The sequence below is a fragment of the Propioniciclava sp. LT432 genome, from assembly GCF_059515965.1.
On record NZ_JCAKNE010000032.1, the window covers coordinates 1 to 14,489 of the forward strand.

A 14,489-nucleotide genomic window follows, 5' to 3' on the forward strand; every position below is an offset into this window, starting at 1 on the left:
TTGATGCTTTATGCCGACGTCTGGGTTATGCCGACCTTGGTGGCGTGTGACCTTGTGAATCCCGGTTTGTCCGGGGCGGTTGTCGGCATAATCAGAGGGTTTCGAGCCACGCGAGGATGTCGGCTCGCGGGGTGTACATGCCCGGGGTGACGTGGGGTGGTCTGGTCTTGTCGAGGGCGTCCTCCTTGAGTCGGGTGTCGGCGTGGAGGTACACGTCGGTGGTGGAGGTCTGCTCGTGGCCGAGCCACAAGGCGATGACGATGATGTCGACGCCGGCGTGGAGGAGGTTCATGGCGGTGGTGTGCCGCAGGGTGTGGACCGTGATGTGTTTGCCGGCCATGCTCGGGCAGGACGTGGTGGCGGTGTGTACGTGGGCGGCGAGTCGGTGTTCGATCGCGTCACGGGATAGCGGGGTGCCGTGGGGGCCGGGGAACAGGGCGGTCCCGGGCCGGGTGCTCCGCTCTTGAAGGTAGGCGCGCAGTTGGTCGCCGATCGTCGCGCTGAGCGGGGTGGATCGGTGTTTGCGGCCCTTGCCTTCGCATTCGACGTACGGGCTGGTCCCGGTGTGGATGCTGCTGGTGGTCAGGGTGATCAGTTCACTGATCCGCAGCCCGGTGCTGATCGCCAACGCCAGCATCATCTGGTCACGTCGGCCGGTCCAGGTCGTGGTGTCCGGCGCGGCGAGCAGGGCTTCGGTTTCGGCCTCGGTCAGGTAGCTGAGTAGGGGTTTCGTGGTCTTGGCGGGTGGGATGGCGAGGATCTGACGGATGGAATCGGCGTGTTCTGGGTGGTCGGGCAGCGTGTGGGCGAGGAGGACGCGGATCGCGCTGAGCCGGGCGTTCCTGGTCGCTGCGGTGTTGGAACGGTGGGTGGTGAGGTGGTCGAGAAAGCCGGTGACGGTGCCGCGGTCGAGGTCTTCGAGCCGGAGCTGGTCGGCGCTGGTCCCGGTCGTGACGCTCAGGTGCTTGATCAGGAGGCGCCAGGTGTCGCGGTAGGACGCGATGGTGTTCGCGGCCAGGCCGCGCTGGGTGTGGACGTAGTCGGTGAAGAACGCCTGCAGGACGGTGGCGAGGTAGGTCATCGTGAGTCACTCCGTCGTGTTCGTGGTGTCGACGCGGTGGGCGGCCAGGGCCAGCAGTTCCGGGACGGCCTGGACGTACCAGTACGTGTGGGACGGATCGGAGTGGCCCAGCCAGAGGGCCAGCAGACCGAGCGTCGCAGCCGGGTTACCGGCATCAGTGGTGTAGGCGCGGATCATCTGCCGGGTCGCGAAGGTGTGCCGCAGGTCTACCAAGCAGGGGGCGTGCCCTTCCCAAGTGATGCCGGTCGCGGCCCGGATCCGCTGGAAGTGGTCCTCCACGGTCGCCCGCTGGTAGGCCTTGCCCCGGGTGGTGACGAACAGGGTTCCCTCCAGCGGAGGTGTCGCGGCTTGGCGGTGCGGGCTGGCCAGGTAGCCGGCCAGGGCGTCGAGGGTGGTGGGGTGCAGCGGGATGAGCCGGTCGGGACCGTGCTTGTTGGCCCGGATCAGCAGGGTGGCGTCCTCGACGTTGATGTCGCCGAGGCGGAGTCGCACGACTTCGCCCGGCCTCATCCCGGTCACGGCCAGTAGGGCGATGACGGCGGCCATCGTGGCCTGCACCAACGGATGGGTGAACGCGTGCGGGCAGGCATCGATCAGTGCGTCGACCTCGCCCTGGGTGTAGATGTGGGGCCGGCGCCGGTCCCTGGTGGTAGGCAGCACGTTGGCTGGCGGCACCTGGACGTCCAGGCCGATCGCATGGCAGTAGCGGGCCAGGCCGCGGACCGCGCTGAGGCGTTGGCACTGGTAGGAGTTCTTCAACGAGCCGTCCCCTTGCGCCCAACTCAACGCCTGCGCCACGCTAAAGGACGTACCCGCGTGGCCATGGGCCTGCAGCCATTCGAGGAAACGTCGGGCGTGGCGTTCTTCCTCGACGAGCCGGAATCCCAGCGCCCGCCGCTGGGTGAGGTACACCTCCAGTACCGTCCACAGGCCAACATCGACCGAAGGGGTGGTGGTCATGGCAGGCTGCCCCAGGAGGGCGCCAGCGGACGCAGCGGTGTCATGTCGGCGCGGGCGTAGGTCATCGCCGAGGCCGGGTCGGCGTGGCCGAGGAGTTCTTGGACCTGCCGGAGGGTTCCGCCCCCGGTCAGGACTTGGCTGGCGACTGTGTGTCGAAGACGGTGGGCGTACACGCCGTCCAGGCCGGCACGTCGGCCGTACCTGAGGACGACATCCCCCACGCCGGCCCGATGCAGCGCCGTCAACGGCGGCAGGCAGCGGAGGAACACCGCCCGTTCACCGCGATCGGCGCGACGGACCCGGAGGTAGTCCACCAGCGCCTCGCCCACGTCGACGGGCATCGGAAGGACCAGAACCCGGCCGCCCTTACCAACCACCCGCAACGAGGGTTCGCGCCAGTTGAGGTCGTCCAGCCTCAGCCCGGCGACCTCACCGACACGCACGCCTAGGCGGGCCAGCATGACGATGATCGCCCAGTCCCGCTTGCCCGCCACAGTGTCCCGATCGACGGCATTCTTCAACGCGGCGACTTGGCTGTCGGTAAGGCCTTTCGGCAGGCCGGCCCGGATACGACGCGGCGACAGGACCCCGTCAACGATCCCGTCCCGTATCCACCCGTTGGCTGCGGCCCAGGTGAGCAGACCACGGAGCAGAGCCGCCCTGCTCTGCGCGGTGGAGGAGGAGTAGCCGGCCACCACACGCACCAGGAACTCGTTGACCATGACGACGTCAACACGTTCCCAGTGGAGGTCCCCGTCCTCGTCTTCGACCAGCGGCAGGAAGCGTTCCCCGATCTGGCGGGCCTTGTAGAGCCAACTGGCACCCTGTCCCTCTTCGACCTCCAGGAACCGCAACCACGCGGCAAGACAGGCTTCTGCCGGTCGCAGCGGCGCCGTGTCGACAGGCGACGGTTTGAGGCGTCCGGTTTCCTGCAGGAACCTAACGACGGCCGAGACGTTCTCGTTGGCGGATCGATGCTCCGGGTGGCGTTCGTTGTCCCCTGAGACAAGGCCGAACACGCACGCAGCGTCAACGTCCGCAAGCTCAACACCAGCAGCGGCCAGCCATGCACCGAGCCGAGCCGCCGCCCGCACCAGGTTGCGCTGTGTCGTCGGTGCGTACCCCTCCGTGACCAGCCAGTCGATCAACTCGGCCATCACCGCGGCGAGCGGACCAGCATCACGACGAGGCCAGATCCTCATCTGCCCACCAGCAGCCGCAGGCCCCTCACGTACCAGATCACCCATGACCCGTCCTCCTCCCATCAGGAGAAGGTTGGACCTACAGGATTATGCCGACAACCGCCCCGGACAAACCGGGATTCACAAGGCCACACGCCACGAAGGTCGGCATAACCCAGACGTCGGCATAAGCACTCAATGGCCTGATCGAACTAGCCCGCCGCGTCGCACGAGGGTTCCGCGACCCCGACAACTACCGCCTCAGAATGCTCCTCATCGGCGGCGGACTCCGACTATGACCCCACGCTCAGGTCCGAAGAGCCCCCAAAACCCGAACGCGGTCCTCCTCGAAGCCGAACCCGGCGCCGCGGCGTCCGGTCTCGCGCTGCATCGCGGCCTCCTGCCAAGAATCAGACAAGTCCGTCACACCGCCCATAACGGCGTCCGAGCTCAGCCGGTGGACGCCGCCAGACACCACGGCTCAACGCGACGTCCGTGTCCGCTCCTCGTCGCCCCCGCCCCGAGTCGGACCACCGCAGGCGACACGAACGACGCCGATACGACAGGGCTCCCAGTTGAGCCACGTGCTCATGGTCGTGGCATCGCACTCAAGCAGCCCAGAGTCGGTCGTCAGCCTTCGTGGATGTCAGGGTCCAGCAGGTGCGCTTCCATTTTCGCGCTTGTGGCGCCATAATGGCTCCATGCCGAACATCCAGATCAAGGACGTGCCCGAGGACACTCATGCAGTCCTCCGGCAGCGGGCGAGCGCGGCGCACCAGTCGTTGCAGGAGTACCTGCGGTCCAGACTGATCGCCGAGGCGGCCCAACCAACCGTGGATGAGGTGCTCGCCCGTGCGGGCGGTCGGGCCGGCGGATCGTTGTCGCTGGCTGACGCGGTGAGCGCGTTGCGGTTCGACCGTGCTCGTCATTGACGCCAGCGTCCTGGCCGTCGCCCTGCTGGACGACGCCCCCGACGGTGACGCGACACGGAATCGGCTGCACGGGGAACAACTCGCCGCCCCGGCGTTGATCGATCTCGAGGTGGCCTCGGTGTGGCGCGGACTGGCCCGCGGCGGGCACCTGGACCCCCGTCGAGTCGGGTTCGCCCTGGAAGACCTGCGAGAACTCCCGATGAAACGCGTGGCCCATGCGCCGCTGCTGGCCCGCTGTTGGGAACTGCGGGACAACCTAACGATCTACGACGCCGCCTATGTCGCGCTCGCCGAAGCCCTGCAGGCTACCCTGCTCACCGGGGATCGCCGCCTCGCCAGATCCACCGGCCCACAGTGCGCCATCGAGGTCATCAAGACCACCTCCTGACACGCCGAACGCCCACACGGTCTGGCCAGGCGACGGGCGTGAGATCACGGACATGCGGATGAGCGAGCAAGCGGAGCAGGGCCTAAGTGGAGGCGAAACGGACCACGCGGACAGGTGCGCCTCGAAGACACCGGGACACCGGGACACCGGGGCTAGGATCTCTCCGTCCGCCGAAAATGGTAGCCGGACGTCCTCGCCTTGCGGACTGGATCCGTGACCACGCGCCGCTGGCGTTCAGCGAGCGGGGCCTGGCCGAACCGTCCGTATCGCTGCGGGACATGCTCGCCGGGACCCGCCCTGCGATCACCGGGACCTCCCCCATCGACCTGCCCGGCTACACCGACGAGATCCTCCGCTCAGGGTCCCCGGGATCCGCGACCTACCCGAACGGGCCCGCCAGGTCCAACTCGACAGCTCAGAACGATTGTGGGAGCCGCCGGCGTAACGGTCCTCTCATCGTTCGTACTCTTCCCATGCAACGCGGTTCCGCCGAGCCGAACAAGCTCACGTTGGTGGTAGTACTGCCAGTACCCCCCAGACTCGTCGCAAGTCCGCCCAGTCGGATCGAGGCGTCGGGCGTCCCCAACGAGGCCAGCGACGCGTAGAGCCAGGTATGCCCCTCGCCGGCGCTGACCTCCCCGGCCAGCCCCATGCCGCCACCACCAGCGGCCGGCCGACTCCACCTGAATTCCTGGATGTCGTCCACACGAAACCCGCACGCCGCCGGACAACCCTCGTCGGGGTCACGTGCAATACGGCCGGCTGGGCCATTCCGTGGGGAACACGTGGGGAATGCGTGGGGAACACGACTCACGCGTGGGGAACGAACGCGCCGGCCGAGGCGCCGCCGCTCACCTCAGCAACGCATTCCCCCTTGCCAGCACCACGTCACAACATCGGGACATGAGAAAGGCGGGAGGTTTTCGCCACCCGCCTTTTCCCTATATAACCCCTAGTCAGGGGTGTTTTCTGTGCGCGAGAGAGGAGTTGAAGCTCTCTGCTATCCAGCGATAATGGCCCCCTGACAAGGAATTTTGATGGGCCTCAGCCATGCCGTCACCTTGCCGTGGGGAATACGTGGGGAATCGCTTCGAACCCGAGATCCGCGCGGATCTCGCGTCCATCGCTGCCCTTTAGCATAGGCGGACCCCACCCCAGGATCACTGGCGAGACGGTGGTTAAGGACGCGCGCGGGCACAGGCTGACGGGCTTCATCGGCGGCGGCCGCGAAGTCCGGCTCGTCCCCCCTGCAAGTCCGAACCGACCCCTCGCAGCAGTAAGGGGACGCCGAGGGCACCATCGCCCTTGAGGTCGGGCAGGGGTCGCGTCGATGACGGAGAGCTGTCGCGGTGGCTTGGCGCAGCGAGTTCGTCGATCGCGATCGTCATGGTCAGCGGGCCAGTGAGGGGACGAGCGCCGGCGCTTGCACGGTCAGCGGGTCCGGGAGGGTGACCTCGCCTCCAGAGACTGCCTCCCAGCGCGTGGGGTCCGTCTGAAGTCGGATGTCACTTTCCAGGGCATCGAGCGCGCTATCGGTGATGGTCGGAGCCGGCTGGGTGGTCTGCAGAATGAGGTCTGCAGCGCCGATGACACGCTGGCCCGTGCTGCGGAGGATTTCGGCGAGGTCACGCTGCTCGGTCGCCGCGTTGAGGGCCCAGCCGGCGACGTAGTTGAAGGTGTACTGGCTGGAGTCGAGGCCGTGGGCACTCGTGACCATGTACGCGACCGATTCGGCTTCCACTTCGACGATCCCGCGGCAGTCGCGGCTGCCCTGGTCCAGGTGGAGGAGCACGTGCCCGGTTTCGTGGGCCAGGGTCTTGACGGCCTGGGCGTCATCGACGTCGTCACGGACCATGACGAGCCGCTGGCCGAAGTCTGTGTACCCGTTCGGGCCGCCGAGGTCCGCACCGCGACGTACGTCGAATCCTCGTTCCTCAAGGAGGCCCTGGAGGCGGTCCCACAGCCCGGCTGGGGCGTGCCCGGTGAGGAGGGCAGCCGCGCCGATCTTGGGGTCGGGCAAGGGCGGTCCGTCGGTCTGACGGACGTCGAACACCGTGACGGGCTTGGTCGCGACCACCTGGGTCCGGTTCACGACGCGTCCGTGCTCGTCGCGCACCGGTTGGCCGGCGTCGTCGAGGCGGGGCTCGCGGCGCGTGATCGGCGCGAGGACCTTGATGCCCGTCTCGCCGCGGCGCACTTGGCGGCCCATGGCCTTGAACGCCTGGTAGCCGGCGACCTGAGTGGCCCTCGGGTCCTGAAGCATGATCAGAAGTGAGTTCCCGAAGGAGTAGCGGTGGAACTGGCTGGAGAACTTCAGCCAGGCCTGCCAGGCCTGCGGGTCGTTGAGGGCGAGGATGCCATCGCTCAGCTGGGTGTGGAGCTTGTCCAGCGTCGCCTGCCGAGCCTCTGCAGCCGCCGTCCGTAATGCCTCGCTGGCGGGTCTGCGGTGCCCGGCCATCAGCCGCGGCCTTCCCGCAAGACAGCAACGTGGTCGAAGATCTCCTCGACCACGACGGCCGCTGCGCCTGCGTCTGAAAGCCGCCTGGCCTGCATGAGGATGTCCTCGACGATGAGCGGGACGTCTGGGAGCGGGAGTTCTGGTTGGCTCATGGCCGGGATCCCGTGATCGGGAAGTCCTGCATCTGTCCGCCCTCTTGATAGCCGCGACGGATTCGCGATGACTCGCTCGCCGCCGACCTTGGGCGCACGACGTCACGGGCCGACTCGCCCTTCAAGATCGACGACCTGGACGACATTGCCATGGCGGCCGAGTCCGCCGCGCTGGCGTGCACTCGCGTCCTCGATGGACACCACCCACGCTCTTTACGCTGTTCGTGGGTGGCGGCGGTCGCACCGGTCGCATCGGCCGGCGGGGCTCCCGCGCTGGCAACCTCGGGCTGCAGCAACCCTGTGCGCCCCTGTCGAACGGCTTGCCCGCGTCGTCGCGGACACTCGTCAACAGGCTCTTGGGTCCGCAGCCTCGCTAGTTTGGTGAACCAGCGGGGTTCCACGTTCATGTTAGCCTCCAATTGACGACTCGACTCGACCTCACTCCACATAACGGGTCGTGGCCATCTTCGGTGGACACGACCATCCGGGTGACCCGCGTCGACGCCGACCGCCAGTCGGCGAACATGGGAGCGCTGGCTCGATTGGCCTGGCATGTTGGCTTGGGGCATTCATCACGAAGATGGGTCCGAGGCACACTCTGTCCGAGCCCGGGGCAACCTCTATCGGCCCCGCGCCACGCGCATGCCTACAGCCGCTACTCCACCAGCTGCAAACACCGCTATAATCGCGCTGTGACGAGCATAGAAATCACCGAGCAGATGCTTAGGGAGATTGGCATTCAGTGCAACCAGAGGCGCATGAACGAACTGCTCGTCATGTTCAATAATGAGCTATCCGAGCGAATCACCCTAGAGGTTTTCGGTGCCCTTTCGCTGGAGCAAGCAGATGAGCTCGCTCAGATGACTCGCGAAGGGGCACCCGGAGGCGCGATGGCGGAGTGGATGGCCGCGCACGTGCCTGACCTAGACGCTATCGTCCAAGACGAATTCGGCATCTTGATGGGTGACATTGCCGAAAACGTTCAGGCCTATTGGTAAAACAGCTAACTGTTGATGAATAGGCCCCGAAGTGAGAGCTTGACAACGGCTGCTATTTGTATCAGTCGCGCATGCGGAGGGCTCCCGTGAGCCCCGCCAGGAACACTGCCGTCAACAGCCACCCCGCTGCCCTGAATGAAGTCAGCAGGCCAACCAGCCATCCTGTGGTAGGAGCCCATGAATCGGCCGTGACCGCAGAGGCAGGGGTTATCGTCGTCAACGCGTATAGAAGCGGAATGAACTGAGGCTGTGTCGGCGGAAGCAACGCGGGGGCAGTTGTTCCGTTCACGTGCAACGTCGCACCACTCACCGAAACAGTTGCGTTCTCGATGGTCGTTGGGGCAAAGTCGGCAGCAAAAGTTGAGCCGAGTATAGACGTTGCGCTCACGAGTGCGATTATCCACAGCAACGTAATCATCGGATAGTACCCAAAACCCATGACTGCGCGATATGGCATATGGCCGATGCGCGAAGCCAAGGGTCGGTGTCGCACGCTTCGCTTCGATGCTTCATACCTAAGCCGGCGCCCGATATGCGGCTGACCAGCCCTGTCGAATGCCCCTGCGAGTTCAAACCACGGTTGCGCCACAAAGACGCCGGAGGTGTCAAGCCATCGCACGAGGCCGCGATAGTCGGTGAAGAACAGTCCCTCTATCTGACCCACAGACCAGCCATTCAACCGGACGGGCGCTCCATCAAATGGTAGGGCACTCACACGCCCTTCGACCAAGAAATGGCCAATACTTGAGGACTCGAAGGACACCGATCCGATTACGCGGCCCCCATCTAGGAAGAGGCTCCCGACCCTGGCATGCCGGATCTCTACAGCTGCCGAGTGCGTTCCAACAACCCTGATTTCAGTCAGTTCGAGTTGCCCAGAGATTTCGATTCCGTTAGCGTGCAGGGTTCCCTCCGCCCGCAGTGACCCCAAGAGTAAGTTGGACGCTTGGACATCCTCCAACGTCAACGCACGTCCTCCCGGGTTCGATATCGAGGAACCAGAAAGATCAAGGTCGCCCGAGACCGTTGCCCGGACAGCGTGCACCTCTCCGACCACTTCAAGATTCTGCGCGTTAAGGGTTCCGATTTCCGCCCCGTCCATGGAGATCGCGCCGGCTTTGTTGACGAAATGGCTGTCACTGAGGTCCACCTGACCAGCTATCACCCCCTCGAGCATACGAAATTCGCCGGTACAGGTTGCCTTCCCGACATAGAGCCCGCCGCCGATGTGAGACCTATCCAAAGCAACACTGACACCCCCGCTGTTCTCCAACTCAGCCCTATTGAGTTGAACCTGGCCATCGACGCGAGCATTCACCACCCGCACTTCCCCTACGATGACCATCTCGTTCCCCACGAGGCTGCCACGTATATATGCTCCATCCAGATGGAGCGCACTCCCACTCGGACTGCCAGTGATGCGGGACTGGTGGAACCGGACCTGACCGCCGACCTTCAGGCCAGCTGCGCTAATGCTGCCGGTACAGACGATGCGCGGAGCAAGTAGGGGCCCATGGATGTCCGTTCCCGTCATTTCTAGGGCTGTTCCTGCGGGATTGCTGAGTAAGGCTCCACCAATAAGGAAGCTCCCAGCCACGCTTAGACGCGAGCAGGCCATCATCCCAAATACCTGGATTCTGGTTGCGCAGAACTCGCCATCAATCTGTGCATCTACGAGGTCGAGCGCCACTCCATCTGGCTCCCGGAACGTCGTGCCGCTCAGATCGAGATCTGGTATTCGCGCTCCCCTGAATGTCGCAGCATGCATCTTGCTAGACCGAATCGACAATCTACATGGAAGTTGTGCGTACGCGAGGTCAAGTACGCCTTCGATCTCACCGCCCTCCAACTGCAATCCACGCGGATCGGCTTTCAGGCCATCGAGTAGCAACGCCTTCCTTATTGCCTCTGCGGGCAACGGGCCGACGGGACTCTGCCCAGGGGAGGCTCCGCCCGCAGCCTGCGGGGCGCCGAGTGCAATCGGCTGTCCTGACCGAGCTGCGTCGACGAGTCGCTCCACCCAGCTGTCTATCGTCACCATTCCAATATCCAATCAGATGGGAGCTCTCACCTGCCGAGCTTCCTAGCGGCACCATGCCTCTTCGGGCGCCTGGGGTCGCTGCTGACGTGATTGTTGCCGGTTCGTGTCACATGGGCGGCGTGTCGCTGGCTGTTGCGGGCCCGCTTCCAGGCCGAGTGCACCCTCGGCCTGTGGACCAAGTGGGGTCGAGGGTGGCAAGTTCTGCATCCGGGTGACCGCGGCGAAGGTCAGGCCAGGAGCCGAGGCGGTAACCCGCACTTGTACCGACCTGCGATTCTGGGCGAGAAGCCAGCATTTCTCAACCAGCGGCGACGCTCAATTGAAGTTGGTGCTCGCTCTCGCAGGAAGCGTTCCCCTGGAGTCCGATCAGAGGCTCTTCGCAATGTCGCCTATCCCCTCCCTGTCATGAGCGGGAGACGCGCTGCTGCTCGGTCGACCACGTCGCGGGGTCGACTGGGGGCCAGCAATGCACTGGTACTTGCTGCCACAGGCAGTATTCAGCAACTCCGGGCCCCTCCTTTGGCCCGTGGTGGCGCAACCCTGATGAACGGTGCGCACGGACGGCACGGCTCACCACTCGTGACTTCGGCGCGTATCCATGTCGATCGACACTGAAGGGTCCTTTGCGAATAGGCGCTGCGCGCGCTCCAGCACCGGATCGGTCCCCGTGTCGAAGGGCACCCAGAGGCGGTCATCTGCGTGCGAGGCGAGGTCATACCTGATGTGCTCACGCGCTTCCTTGATGCGTCGGTGGGCGGTGCTCTCGGAGTAGCCGAGGTCCTCGGCGATCTCCCTGAGCGGGTGTCCTTGCATCGACGCCCTCAGCGGCTCTCTCAGTGACGGGGGCAGTTGCCCGAGAGCCTGCGTGATTGACGCGACGGCGTGCCGATCTTCAACGACGTCGCCCGGGTCGGGCGTGCTGCTCGCAGGGTCTCTCTCACCGAGGGCCACCGTGATCGGTCGAGGACCGACGGTGCGCTTGTGGACCACGCCAGCGTCGTCGACCCCTCGCCAGCGGGTGTGCTTGATCGTCATCCAGGCGTAGCTGGCCCAACCTTCGGGGCTGGTTCGCTGGGGGTCGAATCGGTGGGCGGCGCCCATGAGTTCGACGAACATCTGACCGCGGGTGTCCGCGGCGTTTGGCGTTCGTCTGGTCTGGGCGTAGACCATCGGGATGACCGAGCCGACCAAGTCGGTCACGGCCTGCCGCCCCTCGGCGACCAGCTGCGGCCAGCGCGACGCGTCGACCCCCCGGAGGATCTCGGGCGGGTTCAACGGATCGCTGGTCGCAGCGGCGACGCCAAGGTCACGGGCCTGGCAGAGCGCCAGGATGGATGGGCCGTCCAGGACCGTCCCGGGGCTGATCGTCGGGTCCATGGGTGCGATCCGGGCCGACGCTCGGGGTTCCCGCACGGCTTCGGCTTTGGGCTCCACCGGCGCGGACGGCGTCGGGGCTTCCGGCACGTGGAAGTCGCGGAGCATCGGGGGGTTGGTCAGGTACTCCAGTGAGAGTCGGCTGATCCTCGCAGCAGCGGGCTGGGCCGACGGTTCGCCGACGAGGTTGGCGACCAGAACCGCCTGGCCGAGACCCGAGCGCAGCAGCACGTCCAGACGGACGTGGGAAGGCTCGGTGAGCTCCGGGCGTCCAGTGAGTTGCCGCACGGCGGTGCCGACTTGGAGCATGACCGCTTGGTCGACGCGGGTAGCGCCGAGCCGTCGGCCGTCGATCTGACTCAGCGTGGTCTGATGGGCTCGGGCGAGCTCGCGGATGTTGCCGAGGAGGGCATCAGCGTACGGCCCGGGCAGCGCCCCGGCGTTCCTGGCATCGTCCACCAGGGCGTGGGTGTCGCGCAGGATCGCCAGGTGCCCGAGCGCCACGCTGCGGCGCACGATCGGGGCGTTCTGGACGGGCTGCACGGCTGCGAGCGCGTCCTGCCAGGCCGCCAGGCCGACGCCGGCTGCAGAGCGGCTGGTCGGGGCGTGGATCGCGCCGTCGAGTGCCGTCTCACCGGCCAGCAGCCATGTCTTCGCGCGGTCGTCCGGCGTCCGGACGCGTACCCAGTGCACGAGTTCGTAGGCGACGTGGTTGAGCGTCGCCGCGTCGCGCTGCCGGTCGAGGTCGGTGCGCGACGCGATGTCCTGGCCGACGTCGGCGAGCGCCGCGCTCACAGCGCCCAGCGACGGAGCCAGGATCGGTTTCACGTCAGCAGTTCGCGCTGCGCCAGTCGTTACGGTGGCCAGCAGTGCGAGGGGGTCGGCTGTGGAGAGCGGGCCGAGCGCTCGGCGGATCGCCACCAGACTGGACACGGTCTGGGTCCACTCGGCCATCAGATCGAGGGTGAGGGGCGGCTCGACGTCCCACTCGAGCCGGGCGAGTTCCCGCCGGACGGCCTGCCACATGGGCCGTTACCCTCGCCGTCCGACAGTGCTGTCCAACTCCTTGCGGACGTCGGCCAACAGCACCCGCAGCCGGGCCAAGTCGGGCAGGTTTGCGGCGAGGGCCAGGTCCCAGGTATGAACCTCGAGCAAAGCGTTCTGGACGCACTCGAGCGCCGTCAGTCGTGTCAGTCCCGGGACATCCACGGGCTGGCTCGACGGATGAGCCGCCGCCATCAACAACGAGATCCCCATCGCCTCGTGGATCATCGCGGCCAGGTCGTCCCAGCGGTCAGCGGTCAGCATCGTCGCCTGCCCCAGCAGGAGGTCGACCTTGGCGATCGACACGGTGGGCATCGGCACTCCGGTCATGATCGTGATCCCTTCCTTCCAGTTGTCCTCGGATCATGGGCGCGCCCACCAGTGCCTTCGCCCGTACAAGTCACCAGCCGTGCGGGCGAGCGCCACTGTCCACAGGGCTCAAGGCCACGCCGCCGCGCAGAGGTGCAGGATCGGCGTCCGGCGTGGGTCGCGGTGGGCCGGACGGGCAGCACAACCGGATGCCGCGTCGCCGGCGGGGCGTCCTTGCCCGATCGCCGTTCGAGGTCCGCGAGCGCCTGCGACACCAGGCGCTCATAGCGGGCGCGCGTCCACGGCAACAGGTACGTCAGTCCGATCACCACGACGATCCCCACAGTGGCTGCGTGCTGGCCGGCGACGACGGTTTGCCCGACCGCAATGCCGACGACAACCAAGCGCATCCGCCAAGCGAACCCAATCAGCGGCAGCCGGGTCATGCCGTGGGCGAACCCGGCGGCAGAAGCGGCGAGCAGCTGCCACGGCCAGGTGAACCACTGGTAGGCGACGTCGAACCGTCCCGCCGACACCAGCTGACGCTGCCGCGCACGGGTGAGCAGCGCGGGTAGGTCAGTCCGTCCGATCCAGGTCGCCGGCACGATGAGGTGGCGGGATCCGGCCTGCCCGATGCCGGCGATCCGTCGACCGGCGACCAGGACGCGGACGCGCGGGTCGCCGGGCATCGTGAGTGGGGTCGAGGGGTGCCGCGCCCACCACATGAGGCGGACGATCACCTGTTCGGCGACGACCCCGGCGGCCGTCCCGACGACAACTACAGCCAGTACGCCCCACGCCGCGATACCGGGCAGGGCTTCGATGACCAGCAGCCACACCATCGCGGCGATCACCACCCGCGGCAGCTTCATGAGCACGCCCGCCCCGCGGAGCTGGCCGGTTCGGAACGGGTAGTCCGTTGACGTCGTCATGATGGTCCTCCTCGACCTCCCGATACTCCGGAAGCTACCGGTCACCACTGACGGTTTCCCTCGCCGTCAGCCCGCCCTCCGGAGTGGTCGGCTGGGCGGCGAGCTTCACCAGCCGTGCGGCTTCCTTGTCGACGAGGTCGCACCATTGGGCTGCCTGCGCCAGGCTCAGGCCACTGGACGCCAACTCCTTGAGGGCCGCGCCCGCCCGTCGTTCGGCGTCCGCGGTCACTGCGTCGCGTTCGGCCAGCGCAGTCATGACGGTGGCCGACAGCTCCTCCTGCTTCTTGACCAGGTCCGCCCGCTGCTGCCGCAACCGGGCGACCCGTTCCGCGGCGCTCTTGCGTGCCTGCTGCCGGATCTCGTTCATCGCCATCGCTCTCGCCCCTCCCGCGCCGTCGGCCGGCTCTTTCTCGCTCACCCTCCTAACGGAAGGCCGTCGAGCCTCGTGGACACCGAGCGACCCCCAGCGAGGAGCCGGCACCGGGATGACTCGAAGCACCCGAACCTCGCAATCACGCTCGACGCCGTCGACCCTCCGAACCGGTCCCTCAGGACTGCCGCCGAGCCGCCGTCTCCAACCGAGCGCGCCACAGCGTCCGATCACCATCCCCGCAGCCACTCGCCGACGACGACAAGCCC

13 protein-coding genes are annotated in these 14,489 nt (G+C 66.5%); 3 read left to right on the forward strand and 10 right to left on the reverse strand.

All coding sequences use genetic code 11. The features are described 5' to 3' along the window. Nucleotides 1-91 precede the first annotated feature (91 nt). The 3 genes from AC5YDV_RS16440 to AC5YDV_RS16450 are packed head-to-tail and all read right to left on the reverse strand — an operon-like array spanning nucleotide 92 to nucleotide 3,288. Complete coding sequence (locus tag AC5YDV_RS16440) at nucleotides 92-1,081, reverse strand: tyrosine-type recombinase/integrase (RefSeq protein ID WP_496184455.1); 990 nt, start codon at nucleotides 1,079-1,081, stop codon at nucleotides 92-94. Between the two features lie 6 nt (nucleotides 1,082-1,087). After that, on the reverse strand, nucleotides 1,088-2,041 hold the full coding sequence (locus AC5YDV_RS16445) for a tyrosine-type recombinase/integrase (RefSeq protein ID WP_496184456.1): 954 nt from the start codon (nucleotides 2,039-2,041) through the stop codon (nucleotides 1,088-1,090). Then, nucleotides 2,038-3,288: a tyrosine-type recombinase/integrase gene (locus tag AC5YDV_RS16450; RefSeq protein WP_496184457.1), complete on the reverse strand. Its 1,251-nt coding sequence runs from the start codon at nucleotides 3,286-3,288 to the stop codon at nucleotides 2,038-2,040. The genes AC5YDV_RS16445 and AC5YDV_RS16450 overlap by 4 nt, the downstream gene beginning before the upstream one ends. A 635-nt stretch (nucleotides 3,289-3,923) precedes the next feature. Here AC5YDV_RS16450 and AC5YDV_RS16455 point away from each other — a divergent pair. Then, nucleotides 3,924-4,154 (forward strand): FitA-like ribbon-helix-helix domain-containing protein, encoded by a 231-nt coding sequence (locus tag AC5YDV_RS16455; RefSeq protein WP_496184642.1) that lies wholly within the window; start codon nucleotides 3,924-3,926, stop codon nucleotides 4,152-4,154. Next, complete coding sequence (locus tag AC5YDV_RS16460) at nucleotides 4,141-4,542, forward strand: type II toxin-antitoxin system VapC family toxin (RefSeq protein WP_496184641.1); 402 nt, start codon at nucleotides 4,141-4,143, stop codon at nucleotides 4,540-4,542. Before AC5YDV_RS16455 ends, AC5YDV_RS16460 begins: the two co-directional genes overlap by 14 nt. A 1,390-nt stretch (nucleotides 4,543-5,932) precedes the next feature. Here the strand turns inward: AC5YDV_RS16460 and AC5YDV_RS16465 are convergent. Together AC5YDV_RS16465 and AC5YDV_RS16470 are read right to left on the reverse strand one after the other, a co-directional pair. After that, nucleotides 5,933-7,000 (reverse strand): ArdC-like ssDNA-binding domain-containing protein, encoded by a 1,068-nt coding sequence (locus tag AC5YDV_RS16465; RefSeq protein WP_496184640.1) that lies wholly within the window; start codon nucleotides 6,998-7,000, stop codon nucleotides 5,933-5,935. Next, nucleotides 7,000-7,152: a hypothetical protein gene (locus AC5YDV_RS16470; RefSeq protein WP_496184639.1), complete on the reverse strand. Its 153-nt coding sequence runs from the start codon at nucleotides 7,150-7,152 to the stop codon at nucleotides 7,000-7,002. The genes AC5YDV_RS16465 and AC5YDV_RS16470 overlap by 1 nt, the downstream gene beginning before the upstream one ends. Before the next feature lie 719 nt (nucleotides 7,153-7,871). On the opposite strand from AC5YDV_RS16470, the gene AC5YDV_RS16475 reads away from it, so the two are divergent. Then, nucleotides 7,872-8,150, forward strand: a complete 279-nt coding sequence (locus AC5YDV_RS16475) for a DUF5663 domain-containing protein (RefSeq protein WP_496192533.1) — start codon at nucleotides 7,872-7,874, stop codon at nucleotides 8,148-8,150. Between the two features lie 61 nt (nucleotides 8,151-8,211). Here AC5YDV_RS16475 and AC5YDV_RS16480 read toward each other — a convergent pair whose 3' ends face one another. The 5 genes from AC5YDV_RS16480 to AC5YDV_RS16500 all read right to left on the reverse strand — a co-directional run bounded on the left by AC5YDV_RS16480 (nucleotide 8,212) and on the right by AC5YDV_RS16500 (nucleotide 14,223). Further along, nucleotides 8,212-10,191 carry a hypothetical protein gene (locus AC5YDV_RS16480; protein WP_496184637.1) on the reverse strand — a complete coding sequence of 660 codons (1,980 nt, stop codon included), beginning with the start codon at nucleotides 10,189-10,191 and terminating at the stop codon, nucleotides 8,212-8,214. Between the two features lie 570 nt (nucleotides 10,192-10,761). Continuing rightward, nucleotides 10,762-12,591 (reverse strand): RNA polymerase sigma factor, encoded by a 1,830-nt coding sequence (locus tag AC5YDV_RS16485; protein WP_496184636.1) that lies wholly within the window; start codon nucleotides 12,589-12,591, stop codon nucleotides 10,762-10,764. A gap of 6 nt (nucleotides 12,592-12,597) precedes the next feature. After that, a complete protein-coding gene (locus AC5YDV_RS16490) occupies nucleotides 12,598-12,939 on the reverse strand; it encodes a hypothetical protein (RefSeq protein WP_496184635.1) in 342 nt (113 codons plus the stop codon). After that, the gene (locus AC5YDV_RS16495) at nucleotides 12,936-13,850 is read right to left on the reverse strand and encodes a hypothetical protein (RefSeq protein WP_496184634.1); all 915 of its coding nucleotides are present in this window, start codon (nucleotides 13,848-13,850) and stop codon (nucleotides 12,936-12,938) included. The genes AC5YDV_RS16490 and AC5YDV_RS16495 overlap by 4 nt, the downstream gene beginning before the upstream one ends. Nucleotides 13,851-13,884: 34 nt before the next feature. After that, nucleotides 13,885-14,223, reverse strand: coding sequence for a hypothetical protein (locus AC5YDV_RS16500; RefSeq protein ID WP_496184633.1), 339 nt, complete (start codon nucleotides 14,221-14,223; stop codon nucleotides 13,885-13,887). Nucleotides 14,224-14,489: the final 266 nt, after the last annotated feature.